Source organism: Rhodanobacter sp. MP1X3 (genome assembly GCF_014207165.1).
In the GTDB taxonomy this organism is placed as follows: Bacteria; Pseudomonadota; Gammaproteobacteria; order Xanthomonadales; family Rhodanobacteraceae; genus Rhodanobacter.
Genome location: NZ_JACHCO010000007.1, coordinates 1 through 22,163, shown reverse-complemented (window position 1 = coordinate 22,163; position 22,163 = coordinate 1). Strand labels below are relative to the sequence as shown.

Here is a 22,163-nt window from a genome sequence, read left to right as displayed (position 1 = left end):
GCTCCGCGGTTTTTTTATTGCATCGAACAACGCTGACCGGATTATCCGGCGCTGATTTACTCGGCGCTGGAAGCGGCGGCAGCCTTGGCCTTGTTGGCAGCCTTGGCAGCAGCAGCAGCGGCGACGTCTTCCTTGATGCGGGCAGCCTTGCCTTCCAGGCCACGCAGGTAATACAGCTTGGCGCCGCGGACCTTGCCCTTGCGCTTCACGGTGACCGAATCGATCGCCTGGCTATGTGCCTGGAATACACGCTCCACGCCGGTGCCGTGCGAAATCTTGCGCACCGTAAAGGCCGAATGCAGGCCGCGGCTACGACGCGCAATGACGATGCCCTCGAACGCCTGCACGCGCTCGCGGTTGCCTTCCTTCACCTTGACGTTGACGACCACGGTATCGCCGGGGCCGAACTCCGGCAGCTGGCGGATGATCTGCTCGGCTTCGAACTGTTCAATGATCTTGTTCATGGCAACACCTATTGTTTTCAATCAACTGCGGTCAGTCGTCGACCGCATCGTTTTGCCGCTTTTGTTCGTATTGAACATGTTCGCGACGGAATTCATCCAGCAGCGCACGGGATTGAGCATCCAGCGCGCGCTGTGACAACAGCTCCGGACGGCGCAACCAGGTTCGTCCCAGCGACTGCTTCTGGCGCCAGCGGGCAATGGCCGCATGGTCACCGGAAAGCAACACCTCCGGTACGGAACCCAGCGCATCGTGCACCGGTTTCGCATAGTGCGGGCAATCCAGCAGGCCATCCGAGAATGAATCCTGCTCGGCCGACTGCGCATCGTTCAATGCGCCGTCCTGCAAGCGGCCAACCGCGTCGATGATCACCGCCGCCGCGAGCTCGCCGCCTGACAGTACATAATCGCCGATCGAAAGCTCCTCGTCGACCTCATGCGTCAGCAGACGTTCGTCCACACCTTCGTAACGCCCACAAAGTAGAGCGATGCGCGGCCGTTTTGCCAGCGCTTCCACCCTGCCCTGCGTCAGCCGCGCTCCTTGCGGACTGAGATAAATCACATGCACCGGTTCTGGTGCGGCATTGCGCATGACCTCGAGGGTTGCACGCAATGGTTGAATCAACATCACCATCCCGGGACCGCCGCCGTAAGAGCTGCTATCCACGGTACGGTGCCGGTCTGTGGTGTAGTCGCGCGGATTCCAGGTTTCCACCTGCAACAACTCGCGTTGCTGTGCGCGTCCTACCACACCAACCGCAGCACACTGGCGCACGAAGTCGGGAAACAGAGTGACGACGTCGATGCGCATGATGCTTAACCTCGGTGCCGGAGCCCTGGATTTTGAACTCTTTGTCTCGCCATCCGGCAACGTCAGAATTCAGGATCCCAGTCCACCACCATGCGTTTTGCGGACAGGTCCACCGAACGCACGTAAGAACGCTGGATGAAAGGAATCAGCCGCTCGCGCTCGCCGTCCCTTACTACCACGACATCATTGGCACCGGTCGCGAACAGATGACTGACGCGACCCAGAACCACGTCTTCCGTGGTGACGACCTCAAGACCCTCGAGATCGACCCAGTAATACTCGTCTTTGCCGGGTGGCGGAAGCTGTCCACGATCGACATGGATATCCATGCCGATCAATGCTGCCGCCTGCTCGCGATCGTCAATGCCAGGCAGTTGGGCCACCATGCCCTTGCCCTGCTGACGACCCTTGGCACCCGCAATCTGCGTTTCCACACCGGGCGCTGTATTGAGCAGCCATGGTTGGTAATCGAAGATCTTCATGCGAGGTTCGGCCCAGGATTCGATCTTGAGCCAGCCCTGCACACCGTACAGTCCGACGATGCGCCCTATCAGGACGCGCCGACCGGATTCACTCATGCTCAGGCAGCCTGCTGCTTACCGGCTTCCTTCACCAGTGCAGCAACCTTGTCGCTCAACTGGGCGCCCTTGCCAACCCATTCCTTGACGCGATCGACGTTCAGTTCAAGGCGCTTGTCCTTGCCTGAAGCCACCGGGTTGTAATAGCCGATGTTCTCGATGTTGCGGCCGTCGCGCTTGTTGCGCTGATCGGTGACGACAACGTGGTAGAACGGACGGCCCTTGGCGCCGCCGCGCGAAAGACGAATCTTGACCATAGTAAAACTCCAGAATTGCCGGATATCGGCAGGCACACGAGAGACGTGCGCGGTAAACGGGGCATTTTAGCGGTTTTTGGGGAAAAGGGAAGAGTTACAAGAGCTAAGGCATTAGAGGTGAGTTGCGAGGGCGCCAAAACCCGCCAGTGCAGCGGATAGGCGAAACAACCATTTCAGAATCGCCGTAGCCCCAGGTATTCCGCTCTCGCTCCTCGTCCCTGGCTTCACAATCAACGCGGCGGCGGCAAACCGCCCATGCCACCCATTCCGCCCATGCCCTTCATGGCACCACGCATCTGGCGCATCAGGCCCTTGGTGCCGCCCTTGGACAGCTTGGACATCATTTTTTCCATCTGCATGTATTGCTTGAGCAGGCGGTTGACGTCGGCTGGCTGGGTGCCAGAGCCGCGCGCCACGCGGGCACGGCGAGAACCGTTCAGCAGGTCCGGATGACGCCGCTCCTTTTTGGTCATCGAGCTGATGATGGCGATCATGCGCTTCATCTCACCATCGTTGACCTTGGACTTGACGCTGTCCGGCAAGCTGGACATGCCCGGCAGCTTGTCCATCAGGCCGGCCAGGCCGCCCATGTTGCCCATCTGCTCGAGCTGATCCTTCATGTCGTTCAGGTCGAAGCGCTTGCCCTTCATCACCTTCTGAGCGAGTTTCTGGGCCTTCTCCTGATCGACCTTTCGCTCGACCTCCTCGACCAGCGACAGCACGTCACCCATGCCGAGAATGCGCTGGGCCAGACGATCCGGGTGGAACGGTTCCAGCGCGTCGGTCTTCTCACCGGCACCTAAGAATTTGATCGGTCGACCGGTGATGTAGCGCACCGACAGCGCTGCGCCGCCACGCGCATCGCCATCGGTCTTGGTCAGGATCACGCCGGTCAGCGGCAGGGCCTCGCTGAACGCCTTGGCCGTGATCGCGGCATCCTGGCCCGTCATCGAGTCGACCACGAACAGGGTCTCGATCGGATTGATCGCAGCATGCAGCGCCTTGATCTCGGCCATCATCGCTTCGTCGATGGCAAGACGGCCGGCGGTATCCACCAGCAGCACATCGATCACTTCGCGCTTGGCCGCGGCAATCGCAGCCTTCGCGATCTCGACCGGGCTCTGCGACGCATCGGACGGGAAGAACTTCACGCCGACCTGCTCGGCCAGCGTGCGCAGCTGCTCGATCGCGGCTGGACGGTAAACGTCGCAGCTCACCACCATCACCTTTTTCTTTTTGCGTTCGGTCAGCAGGCGCGCCAGCTTGGCTACGGTGGTGGTTTTGCCGGCACCCTGCAGGCCAGCCAACAGCACGACGGCTGGCGGCTGCTGGGCCAGATTCAATTCGGTATTGGCGGTGCCCATCACCGTGGTCAGCTCGTCGCTGACCACCTTCACCAAGGCCTGGCCCGGGCTCAGGCTCTTCATCACATCCTGGCCAACGGCACGCACCTTGATCCGCTGGATCAACGCCTGTACCACGGGCAGCGCGACGTCGGCCTCAAGCAGTGCGATACGGACTTCGCGCAGCGACTCGCGGATGTTTTCCTCGGTCAGCCGGCCGCGGCCGCGCAGGCGATTGACGGTGGTGGAAAGGCGTTGGCTGAGCGACTCGAACATGACGGGACCGGCAAACAGGAAAGTGTTCGATTATAGCGGACGTATCGCCGCTCGCCGCCTGCACGCCCCGCAGAGCCTGTGCGACACTTCCCAGACTATGCTTATCCACACCGCCGCCCTGTTCGCCATCGTGCTATACCTCGCCGCTGCGGCGGCGCTGGCGCGGCCGCTGCTCAACGGCGGCCAGCCGCTGAACCGGCTAGCGTTGGGCCTGGCCGGCAGTGCCATGGTTCTGCATGCCGCCATTCTGCTGGGGGCGCATCGTGGTGCGCTGGACCTGCATTTCTTTGCGGCGCTGTCACTGGTCGCTTTCGTGGTCGCAACATTGACCCTGCTGGTGAATCTCTCACGTCCGGTCGCGGCGCTGGGCGTGATCGTGTTTCCGCTGACCGCGCTGCTGATCTTGATCGACAGCTTCGTGGCACCGCCGACCTTGCCGCATACGATGGACTGGCAGATCAAGCTGCACGTCACTGTGGCGCTGATCGCCTTCAGCGTGCTGTCGATGGCCGCCGTGCTCGCGATTCTGCTGGCCGTGCAGGAACGCGCGCTGCGCCATCGCCAATTCAGTCCCTGGATGCGCGCACTACCGCCGCTGACGCTGACGGAAACCTTGCTGTTCCGGCTGATCGCCGCAGGCTTCCTGCTGCTGACGCTGACGCTGGTGACCGGCGCGCTGTTTGTGGATGACCTTTTTGGCCAGCACCTGGCACACAAGACAATTCTCTCGATCGTGGCATGGCTGGTGTTCGGCGTGCTGCTCTACGGGCGCTGGCGGCACGGCTGGCGTGGGCAGCGCGCGGTCAATCTCACTTTGATCGGCATGACCGTGTTGCTACTGGCTTTCTTCGGCTCCAAGTTCGTGCTGGAACTGATCCTGCATCGCGGCATCGACAGCTGATTAGCGACAGGCGTCGATCGCGTCCGACAGACGCTCCACCCCGATCACCTCCATCTCACCGACGCGCCCTTTCTTTGGCGCATTGGCCTTGGGCACGATTGCACGCTTGAAGCCGTGCGTGGCCGCTTCCTTGAGGCGCTCCTCGCCATTGGGCACCGGGCGGATCTCGCCGGAAAGGCCGACTTCGCCAAACGTGATCGTCTGCTCCGGCAACGGCCGATCGCGTAGCGATGAAAGCACCGCCAGCAGCACCGGTAGATCCGCTGCGGTTTCCTGCACGCGGATACCGCCGACCACGTTGACGAACACGTCCTGGTCATACGCCGCCACGCCGCCATGCCGATGCAACACCGCCAACAGCATCGCCAGTCGGTTCTGTTCCAGACCCAACGCCACGCGACGTGGATTGCCCAATGACGATTGGTCGACCAGCGCCTGCACCTCGACCAGCAGTGGCCGCGAACCTTCGCGCGTCACCATCACCGCACTGCCCGACGTCGGACCCGTGTGCGCAGAAAGGAAAATGGCCGACGGGTTGGGTACCTCACGCAGGCCCTTGTCGGACATCGCGAACACGCCCAGCTCGTTCACCGCACCGAAGCGGTTCTTGAACGCGCGCAGGATGCGGAAACGGCTGCCCGATTCGCCCTCGAAATACAGCACGGCGTCAACCATGTGTTCGAGCACGCGTGGACCGGCGATACCGCCCTCTTTCGTGACATGGCCCACCAGAAACACCGAGGTACCGGTTTCTTTGGCAAAGCGCGTCAGCTTGGCCGCGGATTCGCGTACCTGACTGACCGATCCGGGCGCCGCGGTCAGCAGCTCGGTCCAGATGGTCTGGATCGAGTCGATGACCAGCACCCGCGGTCGCGTCGCGATGGCCTGTTCCAGAATCCGCTCGATGCAGGTCTCCGCCAGCGCCTGCAGCGGCTCCAGCGGCAAGCCCAATCGTTGCGCGCGTGAGGCGACCTGCGACAGCGATTCCTCGCCGGTGACATAGACACTGGATAGCTGGGTACCGAGCGTACCCAGCACCTGCAACAGCAAGGTTGACTTGCCGATACCCGGATCGCCACCAATCAGCACCACCGATCCCTGCACCAGTCCACCGCCCAGCACGCGGTCCAGCTCACCGATGCCGGTATGTGTCCGTGCTTCGGTGGTCAGCGCCACTTCGGTCAGCGGCGTGATGCGCGCGCTGCCCGCCGCATTGCCGGCATAGCTGGAGCGCTGAGCCCCTACCGACGACTTGGCAACCGAGGACGGCGTGAGCACGATTTCGCTCAGCGTGTTCCACACGCCGCACTCGATGCACTGGCCTTGCCACTTGCTGTGTTCGCCGCCGCACTCGGTGCAGACATAGGCTGTCTTGGCTTTGGCCATCAGATTCTCGTACTCGATGCAATCAATGCGGCGAGCTTAGCCTGCCGTGGTTGCAGATCGCGAGACGCCTTGACGGATACGGCTGTCAGCTCTCGCCCACTAACGTTGCCGCTGTCTAGTTCTCGTCCTCGACAACCAGCACCCGTCGCGTCATACCGCAGGTCAAGTCATAGGAGATCGTGCCAGCCTGGACCGCAATGCGTTCAACCGGCAACGACGGCCCCCACAGCGTCACGCGATCACCGACCTTGGCCTGGGGCGCATCGCGCAGATCCAGCGTAATCAGATCCATCGAGACACGGCCGATCAGCGGCACGGATTGATCGCCGATCAATACCGGTGTACCAGCCACGGCGCTGCGTGGATAACCATCGCCGTAGCCAACTGCGGCGACGCCCACGTTCATGTCCTCAGGACAGATCCAGGTGCCGTTGTAGCCGATGCGCTCGCCGCGCTTGATCGGATTGATCGCGATCAGCCGCGTGCTCAGACTCATTGCCGGACGAAAACCGAAGTCGGCTCCGGTCTTCCCATCGACCACCGAGAGGCCATACAACAAGCCGCCGGTGCGGACCCAGTCGGCGCGCGATTCAGGCCAGCCGATCACCGCTGCCGAGTTGGATAATGAGCGAGAACCTTGCAGATCTTTCGTGGCTTCACTGAAGCGCGCCATCTGCAGTGGCGTCTGAAGACCATCGGCTACTTCCGACTCGGAAAAATGCGTCATCAGTCCGATTTCCGGATCGATGCCACGCATCGCCAGCAGTCGCGCGTGCACGTCGGCAACGCGCTCAGGCGCAAAGCCCAGTCGGTGCATGCCGCTGTCGATCTTCAGCCATACGCGCAGTTTGCCGCGCGGTGGCGTAGCGTGCGTCAACCACTGCAGCTGCGCCTCATGATGAATCGCAGCCTCCAGCGTCAGCCGCTGCATCTCGGTGATGTCGCTGGCGTTGTCGGGACCGGACAGCACCACGATGCGCTGATGATGACCCGCTGCACGCAGCCGCAGGCCGTCGCCGATCGCCGCCACGGCGAACATGTCGGCATCGGCCGCCAGCGCACGCGCGACCCGTTCCAATCCGTGACCGTAAGCATCCGCCTTGACGACCGCCATCACTTTCGCTGGCGCAGCGATGGCTTTGAGCCGCGCCAGGTTATGGCGCAGCGCACCGAGATGGATGGTGGCGACCGTGGTGCGGCTCATGGCTGCAGGAAACGGGAATTCCCCGCTCTCAATCGAACGTCCCGCCAAACGAGTCGGCCGCGTAGTTCTCGAACTTGGTGTAGTGACCGAGGAAGGTCAACTTGCAGGTATCGGTGGGGCCGTTACGCTGCTTGCCGATGATGATTTCGGCCATGCCCTTGTCCGGCGATTCCTTGTTGTAGTAATCGTCGCGGTAAATAAACATGATCACGTCCGCATCTTGCTCGATAGCACCGGACTCGCGCAGGTCGGACATCATCGGCCGCTTGTCGGCGCGCTGCTCGAGCGAGCGGTTCAACTGAGAGAGTGCGATCACGGGTACGTTCAACTCCTTGGCGAGGCCCTTGAGTGAACGCGAAATTTCTGAAATTTCGGTGGCGCGATTCTCCTTGTTTCCGGGCACCTGCATCAGCTGCAGATAATCGATCACGATCAGGCCAAGACCGCCGTGTTCGCGGTGCAATCGGCGCGAGCGCGAGCGCAGCTCTACCGGCGACAGGCTGGGCGTGTCATCGATGAAAATCTTCGCCTCGGACAGAATCTGGATCGCATTGGAGACGCGCGGCCAGTCTTCCTCCTGCAGGTCACCGTTGCGCAAATGCTGCTGGTGAATGCGGCCGACCGAGGAGATAAGACGAAACGCCAGCTGCGAGGCGGACATTTCCATCGAGAACACCACTACCGCCTTCTTGCTGCGGATGGCAGCGGTCTCGGCGATATTCAGCGCAAATGCCGTCTTGCCCATCGACGGGCGCGCCGCCACGATGATCAGATCGGACGGCTGCAAGCCTGAGGTGAGGTTGTCCAGATCGGTGAAGCCGGTGGTGATGCCGGTGAGCTGGCCGCGATTTTCATAGCGCTCGGTGAGCAGCCGGAAGGCATCCTTTACCGCCTCGCGCATCGAGACGGAATCCTTCTTGCCGCGCGCACCGGATTCAGCAATGTGGAACACGCGCTGCTCAGCGCTTTCCAGCACCTCCTGCATGCTCTTGCCTTCGGGGCGATAGCCGTCTTCGGTGATCGATGTACCAGCATCGATCAGCTGCCGCATCACCGACTTCTCGCGCACGATACCTGCGTATGCGCTGATGTTGGCCGCGCTGGGTGTGCTGTTCGCCAACTCGATCAGATAGCTCGCACCCCCAACCATCTCGGCCAGACCGTTACTCTCGAACCAGTCACCCAGGGTCACTGCGTCGCAAGGCATGCCCTTGTTCGCCAGCTCATTGATCGCGCGCCAGATCAGCCGGTGATCCTTGCGATAAAAATCAAGCTCGGCCAGTTTGTCGGCCACCTTGTCCAATGCATCGGGTGCCAGCATCAGGCCACCCAGCACCGCCTGCTCGGCATCGATCGAATGCGGCGGTACGCGCAACGCCTCGATCGCCGAGGAAGAAGATTTGCGTTCGGGCACAAAGGACATGGATTTACCTCACAAAAAAGCAGCGGTGCGCCGACGCCGAAGGCATGGCGGCACTGACCGTCATCATACGCGGCGTCATCTCAGCCGCCGAGACAATAAGTCTGTGGATAAGCTGTGCGTTACTGTGGATAGAACGGCGATATCACTCGGCGCCATCACCCGAATCAGTCGATACCGCCGCTAAAACAAACGGGCGCCCGAAGGCGCCCGTTCTGGTACATCACTGGGATGTATCGACTTACTTGTCGCCGACCACAATCACCTTGACGGTGGTGTGGACGTCGGCGTGCAGGTGCACCGCCACGTCGTATTCGCCGGTGTTGCGAAGCGGACCTTCGCCCAGAATCACTTCACCCTTGTTCACGGCGTAACCAGCGGTAGCCAGAGCCTCGGCGATATCGCGCGGGCCGACCGAACCGAACAGCTTGCCCTCGGCGCTGGCGTGCGCCGCGATGGTGACCGACGCATCGGCCAGCTTGGCCTGACGTGCCTGGGCATCGGCCAGCTGGCTGTCAGCTTTGGCTTCGTATTCGGCGCGACGCTGCTCGAACGCAGCCAGATTGGCGGCATTGACGCGAACGGCCTTGCCTTGCGGCAGGAGAAAATTGCGGCCATAACCAGGCTTCACGACGACCTTGTCGCCGAGCGTGCCGAGGTTGCGGACTTTCTGCAGAAGAATGAGTTCCATGGTGTATCCCTATTCGTTAGCGCTGGTGTGGCCCGACGCAGCCGTGGACGGCTGTCCGAAGTATCTGAAGTCACGCCCGACCATGGCCAAGCGTGACAGATGGCAGGCAACCCGAGGATTGCCCACCGGCACGATCAGACGTCGTGGTTGTCGGTGTACGGCAGCAGCGAGAGGAAGCGTGCGCGCTTGATCGCGGTGGCCAGCTGACGCTGATAGCGCGCCTTGGTACCGGTGATGCGGCTGGGCACGATCTTGCCATTCTCGGTCACGTACTGGCGCAGCGTGTTGAGATCCTTGTAGTCGATCTCTTTGACGTCTTCGGCAGTGAAGCGGCAAAACTTGCGGCGGCGGAAAAACTTGGACATGGTCTGGATTCCTATCAGTCGTCGCTGTCGCGATCGTTGTCACGGTCGAGACCGCGGCCTTCGCCATCGTCGTCATCGCGGCGACGCGAGGACTTGGCATCATCTTTCTCTTTGCTCTTGATGATGAAGGACGGCTCGGTATCGGCCTCATCACGACGCACCACCAGGTGGCGCAGCACGGCGTCATTGAAGCGGAAACCCGACTCCAACTCGTTCAGTGCGTTCTGGCTCACTTCAATGTTGAGCATCACGTAATGGGCTTTGGCCAGATTCACGATCGGATAGGCCAGCTGACGACGGCCCCAGTCTTCCAGACGGTGCAGCTTGCCACCGTCGGTCTCGACCAGCGCCTTGTAGCGCTCGATCATCGCCGGAACCTGTTCGCTCTGGTCAGGGTGGACCAGAAACACGACTTCGTAATGACGCAGCGTCATTGGGGTTTGACTCCTTGTGGATGCGGCCTTGCGGCCTCGCAGCCTCCCGCCGTTGCGGTGAGGCAAGTGCCCGTCCAAGCCAATCAGGCCTGGACAGAAGCGGAATTGTACGGTGCCGACGCAGGATCGCGCAAGTCGTTGTTGCGTAAGGGCTAGTATCGCAAGGGACGAGGGACAAGTAGCGAGGGTGCAAAAACCGAGCAATCAGGACTGCAGAATGCGAAAGCTATGCCCTGCCTCGGCGCCCGCCCCTGCAACCCTGCTCGCCTCACCCCACGGTAAAACTCTCACCGCAGCCGCATTCGCCGGTGGCATTGGGGTTGTGGAACACAAAACTCGCGTTCAGCCCCTGGCGCTGGAAATCGATCACGGTGCCTTCCACCAGGGCCACGCTCTTGTCGTTGACGATCAGCGGCACGCCATCGACATCGACCATCTGATCACCGTCGCCCAGCGTCTCGGCCAGATCGACCACATACGCAAAACCCGAGCAGCCGGTGCGCTTGACGCCAAAACGCACGCCCGCAGCGGTCGGCATGTGAGCCAGGAAATGGCGCATACGGTCGCTGGCAGCAGGGGTGATCGTGATGGTCATGGCGGTTGGTCGAACCTCGGACTCTGAAACGCGGTGCCGACATGCCGAGCAAGACGGCGGATTTGCTGTTGCCGCAAAGTCGCGGCTCGGGCGGTGCCTACATTATCATGCCGGCTCACTATGCATGTCGCGCAACACGGCGTGCGCATTCATCATCCGGCGTACATACCTAGATATGGCGTCTAGCAGGAGTTTCAATTCATGGCAGTGGTCAGCGCGACGGTGTGCAGCGTGAAACAGGCTTTATCCGGTGCCATCGAGGCCGGCAGCACGGTCACCGTGCGCGGCTGGGTACGCACGCGACGCGACTCCAAAGCCGGCCTGTCCTTCGTCAACGTCACCGACGGCTCCTGTTTCGACTCGATCCAGGCGGTGGTTCCCGCCACGCTAGCCAACTACGAAAGTGAAGTGAAGCACCTCAGCACAGGTGCCGGACTGATCGTCAGCGGCACCCTGGTGCCATCCCAGGGCAAAGGCCAGAGCTTCGAACTGCAGGCCAGTGAGGTCACCGTGACCGGCCTGGTCGATGATCCGATGACCTACCCGATCCAGCCCAAGCCGCTTTCGGTGGAATTCCTGCGCGAGGTCGCACACCTGCGCCCGCGCACCAACCTGTTCGGTGCGGTGACACGCGTGCGCCACACGATGATGATGGCGATCCATCGACACCTTACCGAGCGCGGTTACTTCTGGATCAATACGCCGATCATCACCACCTCCGATGCCGAGGGCGCGGGCGACATGTTCCGCCTGTCCACGCTGGACCTGGCCAACCTGCCCCGCGATGACAAGGGCAAGATCGACTTCCGCAAGGACTTCTTCGGCCGCGAGGCATTTCTTACCGTGTCAGGTCAGCTCAACGTCGAGTCGTATTGCATGGCGATGAGCAAGGTCTATACGTTTGGACCAACCTTCCGCGCGGAAAACTCCAACACGCCTCGGCACCTGGCCGAGTTCTGGATGGTCGAGCCGGAGATTGCCTTTGCCGACCTCAACGTCAACGCCGACGAGGCCGAAGCGTTACTCAAGGCTATCTTCAAGTCGATCCTCGACGAGCGCGCCGACGACATGGCGTTCTTTGCCGAGCGCGTACAACCGGATGCCATCAGCCGTCTAGAAGCCTTTATCGCCAAACCGTTCGAACGCATCGATTACACCGATGCGATTAGCATCCTGCAAAAGTCAGGTCAGAAGTTCGACTACCCCGTCGCCTGGGGCATCGATCTGCAGACCGAGCACGAACGTTACCTCGCCGAGAAACATATCGGCCGCCCTGTAGTCGTAATGAACTACCCCGAAGCGATCAAGGCGTTCTATATGCGCTTGAACGATGATGAGAAGACCGTCGCCGCGATGGATGTGCTGGCACCCGGCATCGGCGAGATCATCGGCGGTGCGCAGCGTGAGGAACGGCTGGACTATCTTGACCGTCGCATGACCCAGTTTGGACTCGATACCACCACATATGGCTGGTACCGTGATCTACGGCGCTACGGAACGGTGCCGCACGCTGGCTTCGGTCTTGGATTCGAGCGCCTGCTGGTCTACGTCTGCGGCCTGTCCAACATACGCGATGCCATTCCCTTCCCACGTGCCGCCGGCACAGCAGAATTCTGAGTATTGCCAACGCTAATGACGTACCGATTGCCCGCACTGTCCATCGCGCTGACATGCATTGCCCTGCTCAGCGGTTGCCACACAGCCAACCTGATTCCGCCGGCGCTGATTCCGCCGAATCTTCGGCCACCCGCCGAAGACAACGGCGCAGCATTGAAGCTGGCTCAAAAGAAGCTGCAGGACGCTTCGCCGTGCTGCAGCAGCTTTGCGGATTTTTCCTATCAGACCATCCTGCCGTGGCAGCCGCAGAAGTTTGTACTGGGCAGCGACGCCATGGTGGCGAACCTGAATGGCGTGCACAGCTACTTCATTGCGTTTGGCCTTCCTACGGGCGTGAAGCTGCCTTATCGCGTCGCGGTAAAGTCGGAATTGAACGGCCGCTGGCTGCGTTCGAGCTACCTGTTCGCCCCGACCATCGTGCTGCTTGACGGAGGTTTTCAGCCCATCGGTACAAACGATGTCGGCCTGTGCGAACACGTGGGCTGGAGCAACGAAACCACTGGCGCATTTGGCGCGGTTTCGATCACCAGCGACAAAGCGCGCTATCTACTTGTTTACAGCTCCGCCGCGCAGCAGTCAGGCAAGACCTATTGGGAGCAGTCGCCGGCATCGGTTACCACCAGTGACTCCAATCCGTCACTGAACATGAACCCCAGCGGCAGCTTCAGCGTACCGCACGGTCCGGACGGCACGCTGTGGGTCGGCATGATGGACAAGACCTATGCCAAGGCAGTGGACAACGCCATTTGCAAGAAGGCACCGCCAGGCACCGGCGTGCTCAACACCTTGCGTGCCGATCTGCCGATTCCATGGATCAATGGCAGCGATGCTGATAAAAACAACAGCAGCAAGAGCAGCCAATGATCATTCTCTATCTGACCTTGCTCGTCGCAGGTGTCATCGCGTTTGCCCTATCGTATGTCGCGCAGTTTCGACTGGCTCGCCTGATGCGCGAGCGTTATCCGCAGCACTGGAAGATCATCGCGGAACCGGAGTCAGGCAAGGCCTCGGGGTTTCGTACCTGGGTTCGCATGCAACACGCGATGCGCTCGCCTGCGATGCCTGCACTCGATGATTCCACCATCAACCAATGGCTGCGCTTGTGGCGTTACAGCCCATGGTTTGGCTGGCTGTGCTGGTTAGCTGCGTTGGCGATGCGCCTTCTGCTGCGCTGAATTTTGACGGAGGTTCAACATGCAACTGGATCTGACGGGACGACATGCGCTGGTTTGTGGCGCGTCTCAAGGCATCGGCCGCGCGAGTGCGATTGAACTCGCCGAACTGGGTGCAGATGTAACGCTGCTGGCGCGCTCGGGTGATGCCTTGCAGACACTGGCCGATAGCCTTCCGCACACGCACGAAAAGCAGCAGCACCGATGGCGCAGCATCGATATGCGGGAAACTGCAGCGCTGCAGACAACGGCCGCTGAAATTGTGGCGGTTAACCCAGTGCATATCCTTATCAACAACACCGGCGGTCCGCCTGGCGGTTTGGCACATGCCGCCGAGCTGGTCGAATTCGAAAGCGCTTTTCGCCAGCAGTTGCTTGCTGGGCAAGTGCTGCTGCAAGCCGTGCTGCCGGGCATGCGTGCCGGCGGTTACGGTCGATTGGTCAACGTGATTTCCACCTCAGTGAAGGAACCGATCGCCGGCCTGGGTGTATCCAACACGGTGCGCGCCGCCGTTGCCGCGTGGGCCAAGACGCTGGCCGGTGAACTGGCCGCCGAAGGCATCACCGTCAACAACGTGCTGCCCGGCTACACGCGCACGAATCGGCTTGACAGCCTGCTGGCGGCACAGTCCAAATCCAGCGGGCGCAGCGAACACGACATCGCCGAAAGCCTGCTGGCCACTGTCCCCGCGCGCCGTTTCGGCGAAGCCCATGAAGTCGCTGCGGTCATCGCTTTTCTCTGCACGCCTGCCGCCGCGTACGTCAACGGTGTCAGCATCGCCGTCGATGGTGGCCGCACCCGTGCGCTGAGTTGATCGACGATGCCCGAGGGTGCGGAAATTCGCCCGGACTGCCGATGCTCCGACCACGTTTGCACAGGCTGCCAGCACCGCTCTCGCGCTATGCTAACGGGATAATTTCGACCTGAAAGCCGTAACGGAGACCAGCACCTTGACCAACCCATTGCAAGATCTGATTGACGGCAACCGACGCTGGTCCGCGGCAATGAACGACGCCGACCCGCACTTTTTCGAAAATCTCGCGCGGCAGCAGTCGCCAAAATATCTATGGATCGGTTGCTCCGACTCGCGCGTGCCGGCCACTCAGATTGTGGACCTGCCGCCCGGCGAGATCTTCGTGCAGCGCAATGTCGCCAACGTGGTGTCGCACACCGATCTCAACTGCCTCAGCACGATCCAGTTCGCCGTCGACATACTCAAGGTCGAGCACATCATCGTGGTGGGCCACTACGGCTGCGGTGGTATCCAGGCCGTGCTGGACCAGCGCCGTCTCGGACTGGTCGACAACTGGCTGCGCCATGTCGGAGACGTCGCGCAGAAGCACGACATCATGCTCTCCGCGCTGGATACGATGACACTGCGCAATATGCGGCTGTGCGAACTCAATGCGATCGAACAGGTAGTTAATGTCTGCCATACCACGATGGTGATGGACGCATGGGAACGCGGCCAGAAACTCGCGGTGCACGCCTGGTGCTACAGCCTCGACAACGGTCACATGAACGATCTGGACATGCATGTCGATGCGCGCGATGCGCTATGGCCAACCTATGCAAAGGCGCTGAATCGACTCGCCGCCTTGGCGGGAAAGTCGCCGGCCTGACCGAAGCGACAGAGGCGATCCCTCGACTCCAGCCATGTCGATTGGAAGCCTGGCAAACCCAATTCAATCCTGAGCCAGTGCCCAGGACATAAAAAACCCGTCGGTTTTGCCGACGGGGTTTCGACTCGTGCAACTGACTCGCTGGGTATTAACCAGCCGTCGAAGCCGAGGCCGGAGCAGCCTTTTTGGTTGCTGCCTTCTTGTGGGTCTTGGTGGTGGTGCTCTTGTGCTTGGTGGCGTGAGCAGCCTTGGTGCTGGACGCGGCCGCCGGAGCGGAGCTAGCGGCAGCCTGGGCGAACACAGAGCCGGAAAGAGCCACGCCAGCTACAAGCAAGGAAGCGATCGCAAGTTTACGCATCATGATGTTGAGCCTCAAAATTAGGTATCGCGAACCCGGCCGGAACCCGGCGTCTCGGGTGGCGCGACGAGATGACCTTAACAGCAAAGGGGGGATACCGAAGCTGAACAAAACACGGGAAATTCACGTCGAAAGGAAGGCCCAGTCTTGACTTTCCAAAGCGTCAATTCATAACGGAATAACTTGCGATTATGCCAGTGCGGTTTGCAGCAATTGCCCGATCAAATCCTGCACTGCCGACGCTTTTTGCTCGTCGTAAGCGAAGCTTTCCTCGTCCATATAGTTGACCTGCGCCAGCTCCAGTTGCACCGCCTGCACTCCGCTAGCCGGCTTGCCGTACTGCCGGGTGATATAGCCACCTTTGAAGCGGCCGTTGACGGCAAAACTGAAGAGTGACTGCGATTGGAGGCAAGCTTCCAGCCCCGCTTGCAGCGGCCCGCCACAACTTTCACCCGCTGCCGTCCCCAAGTTGAAATCGGGCAGTTGACCATCGAAAAGCATTGGCACACGGCTGCGGATGGAGTGGCCCTCCCACAACACGGCGCGACCGTGCTCTTCAAGCAATCGCGCAATTTCATGCGAAAGCGCTTGATGATAAGGACGCCAGAACTCGTTTATGCGTTGTTGTACTTCAGACGCATCGGGAGCCTTGCCATCCAGATAGAGCAGCTCGCCATCGAAACCTATCGTCGATACCAGACCGGTTTCGCGCTGCCCGGGATACAGCGCATGACCGTCGGCCGGTCGATTGAGATCGATCACATAGCGCGACGAAACAGGCTTCAGCACGCTGGCACCGAGCTTCTGCGCCAACGGTTCGTAAAGACGACCGACATGCCAGTCAGTATCCGGCGAGCGCCTGACCGCCGGCAGCATGCGCTCTGCGATATCGTCGGGAATGAAGCTGCCGTCGTGCGGCAGACTGATCAGTAGCGGCGAGCTGCCGCGTTTAAGCGTGAAGGTATTCATGGGCTTGATTGTAGTGGCGATCCCGCATCGACTGCCCTGCCACCATCAGCTCATCGACAAGAGTTCTTCGGCAACCGTGGGGTGAATCGCCACCGCTGCCTCAAGGTCGCGCTTGCGCAAACCAAGCTTCATTGCCACCGAGAAGCCCTGGAGTATTTCGTCGGTGCCCGGACCCAGCAGATGGATGCCGACCACGCGCTCATTCTCTCCCACACAAACCAGCTTCATCAGATTCTGTTCGTTGCGCCCCACCAGCATGAGCTGCATCGGCGTGAAGTGACTGCGGTGGATTGTGACCGCATCGCCGTATTGCTTGCGAGCCTGCTCTTCGGTCAGCCCGACCGTGCCAAGTGGTGGCTCGGAAAAAACCACGCTGGGAATGATGTCGTTATCGATATGGCCATCCGTTTGACCGCCAAACAGCCGGTCAGCGAGTCGCCTTCCGGTAGCCACCGCTACCGGTGTCAGTGCCTTGTTCTGGGTAATGTCGCCCACAGCGTAGACGCCCGACAGGCTGGTGTTCTGCTGCGCGTCGACCAGCACGTGGCCAAGCTTGTCGGTATTCACGCCGATGTCATCAAGCCCCAACTTTTCACTGTTGGGCACACGCCCCACGGCCCACAGCACGGCATCGTAGGGACCGCGCAAACCGACCCTGGCGTCGTCCAGCATGATGCCATCCGCCGTACGACATGCGCCCTTGACCGCGCTCTGATCGTCGATGCGAATGCCCTGTGCTTCCATTTTCTCCCTCAGCGCCTTCACCATTTCGACGTCAAAATTTTTCAACAGTCGTTCGACGGCCAGAACATCGACGTCGGCACCATGTGCCCGCAGCAAGCCGGCGAATTCCACCGCGATATAACCACCGCCGACGATCGCGATACGACGCGGCAAGGTCTGCAGCGAAAACATGTCATCGGACACCATGCCCAGTTCGAAGCCCGGCAGATCGAGCCAGCGCGGACGAGCGCCGTTGGCGATCACAATGTGAGCTGCCTGCAGCTGGCTACCATCGGTCAACTCGACCGTATCGGCAGCAATGAAATGTCCGGCCTGATGCACGACTTCGATGTTTTTTTCCTGCAACCGCTTGGCATATCGCTGGTTGATGCCCGCGATATAACGATCGCGCAAGCCACGAAAATGCTCCCAGTCCAGCCGCGCGGGTTGCAGGTCAAAACCAAACTCGACGGCCAGCTGCTGAGCCTGCACCAACTGCGCGGAAAACCACAGCGCCTTCTTCGGCACACAGCCGCGATTGACGCAGGTACCGCCAAGCGCCAACGCAGGATCAAGCAAGGCGACGCGTGCGCCATGGCGGGCTGCGCGAAACGCTACCGACAATCCGCCGGAGCCGGCACCGAGTACGATCAGGTCATAGCTTGCAGTCATTGGCGCGTCCTTCGTCTGGTTCGGCAAAGCTAACCGATAACATGCGAAGTCGCCGTCACTCTATGCAACCAGTTCAGATGCGGACGACACAATTGCGATACGCCCTCAACGCTGCGCCCAACGCTTAAAGTCCAAACCTTGCCGGCGCGTAAGGCAGTGCATCGATGGGCGAAGCTGGGCCACCGAGCATGCCGGTCACCAACTCTCCGGTGCCCGTCGACATGCTGACGCCCAGCATGCCGTGTCCCGTCGCCAGCAGCAGGTTGGACCAGCGTGCGCTTCGTCCGATGATCGGCAATTCGTCCACGCTCATCGGCCGCCAGCCCCACCACTCCTCAAGCAATTCGGGGCCTTCCGGCTCGCGCAGACCTTCGGCAGCACCGCGGCGCAGCGCATTCAGTCGCGTGCGATTGATGCCTTCGGCATAGCCGGAAAACTCCATTGTGCTGCCGAGCCGATAACCGCTCTGCCACGTGGTGACGCACACCGATGCCTCGCGCAACACCAGCGCATGACGCGGCGCCAGTGAGGGTCTGGCATAGGTGAGCGAGTACCCTTTGCCGGGTTGCATCGGCAGGCGCAGATCCAGCTTTTTTGCCAGTAGCGGCGACCAGGCGCCGAGCGCCAGCAGCACGGTATCGCCCTGGAATGCGCCTCGACTGGTGACTACCTGCGTGATGCGGTCTTCGCTGGTCGTGAAATCATCGATACGTGCACCCGTCTCGATCACACCGCCGAGTGCCACAACGCGTTGCGCCAGCTCGGCCACGTAGCGATCCGGCCGCAGTCGCGCATCGCCTGGGTGGAACAAACCACCGACAACGCCTGGCGTCAACGCCGGCTCCATCGCCTCAACGTCTTCGCCGCGCAAACGCTGCACCTCGATCCCGAGACCGTCGAGCACGGCCGCATGATGTTGCTCGTCAACGGCCTGTTTTTTCGCCGTGCGGTAAGCGTAAAGCACGCCATCCTCGGCAAATTCGCAATCGAGTTTTTCGTCATGCACCAGCTCGCCCAGCAATTGCCGCGAGCGCTGCAGGATGGCCAGACGCGCCGCCGCCGCATGGTTGAAGTCGCGCCAATTGCAGCGTCGTGCAAAACCAAACAACCAGCGAAGGCGCGGCCCGTCGAAGCGCGGATTGAGATACAGCGGCGCGTCGGATTTCAAGATCGAACGCAATGCCACACCGATCATCCCAGGCATCGCCAACGGCGGCGCGTGGCTGGGTGTGATCGTGCCGCAGTTGCCGTGAGAGCTGCCGCAACCTGCGGTGCCCTGCTCAAGCACCCGCACGCTGGCGCCGGCCTTGAGCAGAGATAGCGCACACGCCAGCCCGATGACGCCGCCGCCAAGAATCAATACATCACTGCGCTTGGTATCCATTTCGCCATTCTAACAACGCGACTATGGCTGACTGGACTCTCCCGGATATTGCTTTACCGACATTGCGCGCGCAGGCTGGCTATAGATCGTCTTCATGGACTTGGGGTATGACGGCCAAACTCTTCCTTGCTGGGATCTGTGTTGTCGCATTGCTGACGCCGATGACTGTCGTATCGCAGGCATATGACCAAGCCGAAATCGAGCTTTTCCAGAAGTTAAATCAGCAAGATGGCGATTTGGCTCGCTACATTTATCTAAAACGGGTGATACCGCACCTTTCCGCTTCGGACCAAATTGTAGCCAACCAATTACTTTCATCATCTGAAAGCGAGCTTGGTCTTTATGATCAGGCCATTCTTGGCTTTCCCCTCAAGAGTAAGGCACTGCCAAACCTGACCCTTCCAACGACAGGCGATTGGGAGGCTATAGACGCGTCCGACGCCGTAACGAAACTGAGTACTGACCGTCGTATCGTCCTTGTCAATGAGGCCCATCACGATGCCCACACCCGTCAGCTGACGTTGACACTGCTGCCTCGTCTGCGTGCATTGGGATTTACATACTTCGCAGCTGAGGCTTTGAGCGACAAAGACCTCGAACTAATGCGGCGAGGTTATCCCATCAAGGAAAGTGGCACCGAGTATCTGCGCGAGCCCCTTTACGGCGAGATCGTGCGCGAAGCGATCCGACTTGGCTTCATTATCGTGCCTTACGATTCCAGCGAGAGCGGTGAGGAGCGTGAAATCGGACAGGCGAATAACCTGTATCAAAGAGTCTTTGCCAAAGACCCTAAAGCGCGCCTGTTTGTGCACTGCGGCTATGCTCACATCGATAAAGCCGCAGGACGATTGGGCAATATCAAGCCCTTGGCCATGCGATTGCGCGAATTGACTGGCTTTGATCCGTTGTCGATTGACCAAACTCAATTTCTCGAGGTAGTCACGGATCCATCTGATGCCTATCACCAACTCGTCACCAGCTTTCATCCGACGATTCCAGTGGTGCTGGCCAACCACATAAATGGAAAGTTATGGAGCGCCGAACCCAGGCTGTATGACGTGAATGTCATTCTACCGGCATCCGTGGGTTTGAGATCCTTTGGCAGTAGCGCAGAAGCCAATCATGTAGAGGACATAACGCGGCTCTCACTAGATTTAATGAACCCAAAGGACATGCAGCGTCCGAATTGGCTGACGCTTTCAGGAACTCGTTCTTCGATACCCATCAGCGCCGACCTCTGCAAAAGACATTTTCCCTGTGTCATTAAAGCGGAATACGTCAATGAGTCAGATGGCGCCATAGCCGCTGACCGTTACGTTTTCTTTGAGCCACTTGTCGAAAGCAAGTTATATCTGCGACCTGGTCTTTACCGCTTAAGTGCGCTGAATAGCTCTGGTGGAATTCTGTCCGAGCAGACTATTCACATAGCCAAGCACTAGCCGACCCGGCTGAACGGCCAAGGTGTCTCCGCATCACTGCTTATTCCAAGATTCCCGTCACTTTCAGTATTCAAGACGACGCGGTGAAAGCGCCAAATACTCTGTATCCACCGTCGCCTACTGTGCTGGGGCACAGGGCTTGAGGAACCGCGGCATAGAGAAAAAAGGGATGAAATGGGAGGCAATCCAAATAGAGTGCGGATTCCGGTGAAGCTGGTCATTGATTCCGGTTAACCCCTGGCGGGCGCGCCAGTAATGGTCATGACGTCGCTCGACCGCCGACCCGGCGCCTAAGAGTCATTATTAAGATCACCGTTAACCGCTGCTCAGTAAATTGGTTTGAGCGTGCTGGTTGCTCATTCGACGCAACGACCTTCGCTGCTCTAGCAAGCTCTCTCACTCCATTCGATCCCTTCCGCTCGCTGTAACGGCAACTAGCTGATCACCGCGGTCGCGAATCGTGAGCGTGAACTTGGACTCCTCCATCACGCCCACCACGCGGCCGTAGTAAGTCGAGGGCTCCATGCGCACGGCGTCGTCGAACTCCTACCAAGCCTTGGCGACAGAAGACTGGTTGGGGATGATTACAGTGCGCACTCGGCGGCCGAGCAAGCGCAGCGCTTTCACCGCGTTGAACGACTGCGAGCGACTGAAAAACTGCATCACCGCCAGCGTGCATCCCTGCGTCGGGCGCACGCTGCCATCCTCTAACGGCAGCCAGTCGTGAAGGCGCCAATCACCGTACCGTGGCGTTCTGGACTCACCCGCACCTGACCCTCGAGCCACAGCTAAAACGTGCGCGGCTCTTGGACCTTGGGATGGCCCGCCGGCATGCTGTCGAGCATCGGTAACTCGTGGGGTCGAACATCCGTTTCGCGTGGTAACGGTGTCGGTGGATCAGGACCTGGAGCTCGCTTCCATCTCGGAGGCCCGCGCCAGCGCTTGCGTGTCGATATACTCTCGGATGGTCTTCAGCTTGCCATTTCGAACGGTAATGTCGAAGACCCAGTCGTCCTTGAACGGCTTATTCGTGGCTTTGATTTTCCCCGTAGCAACACCGACGACCAGAACCCGGTCCCCTTGCGCTACGAATTCGGGGGGCTCTGGGTATGTCATTTCCACCTCTTCGGACGCCTTCTGAAGCACATCCGCCAACCCCGCGTGCCCGCGGTGAGTGCCAGCCAGCGGCCAATCCTCACCCGGAATGATCCACTCAATATCTTCGGCAACCAACGCCAGCACATCTAGCTTATTGCCGCCGCCTATTGCTGCAAAAAAGTCCTTCACAGTCTGGACATTCTCTTCCACGCTCATCGAATCTCTCCGTTTTCCTTACATCGGATCGTGTCGATCGCATCAAAATTTGCGATCACGATTAATCAGTCGAACGTGACCAAGTCCTTAAAGATCAGTTGACCCCAGCTATTTCCGCGCGCCTGCACAAGCAGTCCACCTTCCGAAAGCCCGCCAAGTTGGATCGGTGCG

General features: G+C 60.1%; 24 protein-coding genes and 1 pseudogene. 7 read left to right on the top strand and 18 right to left on the bottom strand.

The features are described from left to right. Positions 1-56 precede the first annotated feature (56 nt). The 5 genes from rplS to ffh all read right to left on the bottom strand — a co-directional run bounded on the left by rplS (position 57) and on the right by ffh (position 3,726). On the bottom strand, positions 57-464 hold the full coding sequence (gene rplS, locus HDE79_RS17245) for a 50S ribosomal protein L19 (RefSeq protein ID WP_184603743.1): 408 nt from the start codon (positions 462-464) through the stop codon (positions 57-59). Positions 465-495: 31 nt separating this feature from the next. Beyond that, positions 496-1,272 (bottom strand): tRNA (guanosine(37)-N1)-methyltransferase TrmD, encoded by a 777-nt coding sequence (gene trmD, locus HDE79_RS17240; RefSeq protein ID WP_184603741.1) that lies wholly within the window; start codon positions 1,270-1,272, stop codon positions 496-498. A 62-nt stretch (positions 1,273-1,334) separates the two neighbouring features. Next, positions 1,335-1,850, bottom strand: a complete 516-nt coding sequence (rimM, locus tag HDE79_RS17235; protein ID WP_184603739.1) for a ribosome maturation factor RimM — start codon at positions 1,848-1,850, stop codon at positions 1,335-1,337. Positions 1,851-1,852: 2 nt separating this feature from the next. Continuing rightward, positions 1,853-2,107, bottom strand: a complete 255-nt coding sequence (rpsP, locus tag HDE79_RS17230) for a 30S ribosomal protein S16 (protein WP_179479683.1) — start codon at positions 2,105-2,107, stop codon at positions 1,853-1,855. A 230-nt stretch (positions 2,108-2,337) separates the two neighbouring features. Next, a complete protein-coding gene (gene ffh / locus HDE79_RS17225) occupies positions 2,338-3,726 on the bottom strand; it encodes a signal recognition particle protein (RefSeq protein ID WP_184603737.1) in 1,389 nt (462 codons plus the stop codon). 97 nt (positions 3,727-3,823) lie between these two features. Between ffh and ccsA the strand changes: the two genes are divergently transcribed. Next, complete coding sequence (gene ccsA, locus HDE79_RS17220; protein ID WP_184604106.1) at positions 3,824-4,627, top strand: cytochrome c biogenesis protein CcsA; 804 nt, start codon at positions 3,824-3,826, stop codon at positions 4,625-4,627. Here the strand turns inward: ccsA and radA are convergent, their stop codons facing one another. The 7 genes from radA to HDE79_RS17185 all read right to left on the bottom strand — a co-directional run bounded on the left by radA (position 4,628) and on the right by HDE79_RS17185 (position 10,722). After that, positions 4,628-6,013, bottom strand: coding sequence for a DNA repair protein RadA (radA, locus tag HDE79_RS17215; protein WP_184603734.1), 1,386 nt, complete (start codon positions 6,011-6,013; stop codon positions 4,628-4,630). It lies immediately after the preceding gene. Positions 6,014-6,128: 115 nt separating this feature from the next. Continuing rightward, positions 6,129-7,217 (bottom strand): alanine racemase, encoded by a 1,089-nt coding sequence (alr, locus tag HDE79_RS17210; protein WP_184603733.1) that lies wholly within the window; start codon positions 7,215-7,217, stop codon positions 6,129-6,131. Between the two features lie 28 nt (positions 7,218-7,245). Beyond that, positions 7,246-8,640, bottom strand: coding sequence for a replicative DNA helicase (locus HDE79_RS17205; RefSeq protein ID WP_184603731.1), 1,395 nt, complete (start codon positions 8,638-8,640; stop codon positions 7,246-7,248). A 238-nt stretch (positions 8,641-8,878) separates the two neighbouring features. Then, positions 8,879-9,328 carry a 50S ribosomal protein L9 gene (rplI, locus tag HDE79_RS17200; RefSeq protein WP_184603729.1) on the bottom strand — a complete coding sequence of 150 codons (450 nt, stop codon included), beginning with the start codon at positions 9,326-9,328 and terminating at the stop codon, positions 8,879-8,881. Between the two features lie 134 nt (positions 9,329-9,462). Beyond that, entirely contained in the window at positions 9,463-9,693 is a 231-nt protein-coding gene (rpsR, locus tag HDE79_RS17195) for a 30S ribosomal protein S18 (RefSeq protein WP_007081973.1), read from the bottom strand. Between the two features lie 14 nt (positions 9,694-9,707). Continuing rightward, complete coding sequence (gene rpsF / locus HDE79_RS17190) at positions 9,708-10,127, bottom strand: 30S ribosomal protein S6 (protein ID WP_184603727.1); 420 nt, start codon at positions 10,125-10,127, stop codon at positions 9,708-9,710. Positions 10,128-10,395: 268 nt separating this feature from the next. Next, positions 10,396-10,722, bottom strand: coding sequence for an iron-sulfur cluster assembly accessory protein (locus tag HDE79_RS17185; protein ID WP_184603725.1), 327 nt, complete (start codon positions 10,720-10,722; stop codon positions 10,396-10,398). A 201-nt stretch (positions 10,723-10,923) separates the two neighbouring features. Here HDE79_RS17185 and asnS point away from each other — a divergent pair, with 201 nt between their 5' ends. The 5 genes from asnS (at position 10,924) to can (ending at position 15,133) form a co-directional block, all read left to right on the top strand. Beyond that, complete coding sequence (gene asnS, locus HDE79_RS17180) at positions 10,924-12,339, top strand: asparagine--tRNA ligase (RefSeq protein WP_184603723.1); 1,416 nt, start codon at positions 10,924-10,926, stop codon at positions 12,337-12,339. A 15-nt stretch (positions 12,340-12,354) separates the two neighbouring features. Continuing rightward, complete coding sequence (locus tag HDE79_RS17175) at positions 12,355-13,203, top strand: MalM family protein (RefSeq protein ID WP_184603722.1); 849 nt, start codon at positions 12,355-12,357, stop codon at positions 13,201-13,203. Beyond that, positions 13,200-13,514: a hypothetical protein gene (locus tag HDE79_RS17170; RefSeq protein ID WP_184603720.1), complete on the top strand. Its 315-nt coding sequence runs from the start codon at positions 13,200-13,202 to the stop codon at positions 13,512-13,514. Before HDE79_RS17175 ends, HDE79_RS17170 begins: the two co-directional genes overlap by 4 nt. Before the next feature lie 19 nt (positions 13,515-13,533). Further along, positions 13,534-14,325 carry an SDR family oxidoreductase gene (locus HDE79_RS17165; RefSeq protein WP_184603718.1) on the top strand — a complete coding sequence of 264 codons (792 nt, stop codon included), beginning with the start codon at positions 13,534-13,536 and terminating at the stop codon, positions 14,323-14,325. Between the two features lie 136 nt (positions 14,326-14,461). Then, a complete protein-coding gene (gene can / locus HDE79_RS17160; RefSeq protein ID WP_184603716.1) occupies positions 14,462-15,133 on the top strand; it encodes a carbonate dehydratase in 672 nt (223 codons plus the stop codon). Positions 15,134-15,281: 148 nt separating this feature from the next. On the opposite strand, the gene HDE79_RS17155 is transcribed toward can, so the two are convergent. The 4 genes from HDE79_RS17155 to HDE79_RS17140 form a co-directional block, all read right to left on the bottom strand. Beyond that, the gene (locus HDE79_RS17155; protein WP_184603714.1) at positions 15,282-15,494 is read right to left on the bottom strand and encodes a hypothetical protein; all 213 of its coding nucleotides are present in this window, start codon (positions 15,492-15,494) and stop codon (positions 15,282-15,284) included. 186 nt (positions 15,495-15,680) lie between these two features. Next, the gene (gene hutG / locus HDE79_RS17150; protein ID WP_184603712.1) at positions 15,681-16,460 is read right to left on the bottom strand and encodes an N-formylglutamate deformylase; all 780 of its coding nucleotides are present in this window, start codon (positions 16,458-16,460) and stop codon (positions 15,681-15,683) included. A 45-nt stretch (positions 16,461-16,505) separates the two neighbouring features. Beyond that, positions 16,506-17,855, bottom strand: a complete 1,350-nt coding sequence (gorA, locus tag HDE79_RS17145; RefSeq protein ID WP_184603710.1) for a glutathione-disulfide reductase — start codon at positions 17,853-17,855, stop codon at positions 16,506-16,508. Between the two features lie 124 nt (positions 17,856-17,979). Next, positions 17,980-19,239 (bottom strand): FAD-dependent oxidoreductase, encoded by a 1,260-nt coding sequence (locus tag HDE79_RS17140; RefSeq protein WP_184603709.1) that lies wholly within the window; start codon positions 19,237-19,239, stop codon positions 17,980-17,982. Between the two features lie 107 nt (positions 19,240-19,346). Here HDE79_RS17140 and HDE79_RS17135 point away from each other — a divergent pair, with 107 nt between their 5' ends. Continuing rightward, entirely contained in the window at positions 19,347-20,678 is a 1,332-nt protein-coding gene (locus HDE79_RS17135; protein ID WP_184603707.1) for a hypothetical protein, read from the top strand. A 259-nt stretch (positions 20,679-20,937) separates the two neighbouring features. Here the strand turns inward: HDE79_RS17135 and HDE79_RS17130 are convergent. Next, a pseudogene (locus HDE79_RS17130) lies at positions 20,938-21,553 on the bottom strand (hypothetical protein); the annotation flags it as partial. A 22-nt stretch (positions 21,554-21,575) separates the two neighbouring features. Next, complete coding sequence (locus HDE79_RS17125) at positions 21,576-21,992, bottom strand: nuclear transport factor 2 family protein (RefSeq protein ID WP_184603705.1); 417 nt, start codon at positions 21,990-21,992, stop codon at positions 21,576-21,578. Between the last annotated feature and the right edge of the window lie 171 nt (positions 21,993-22,163).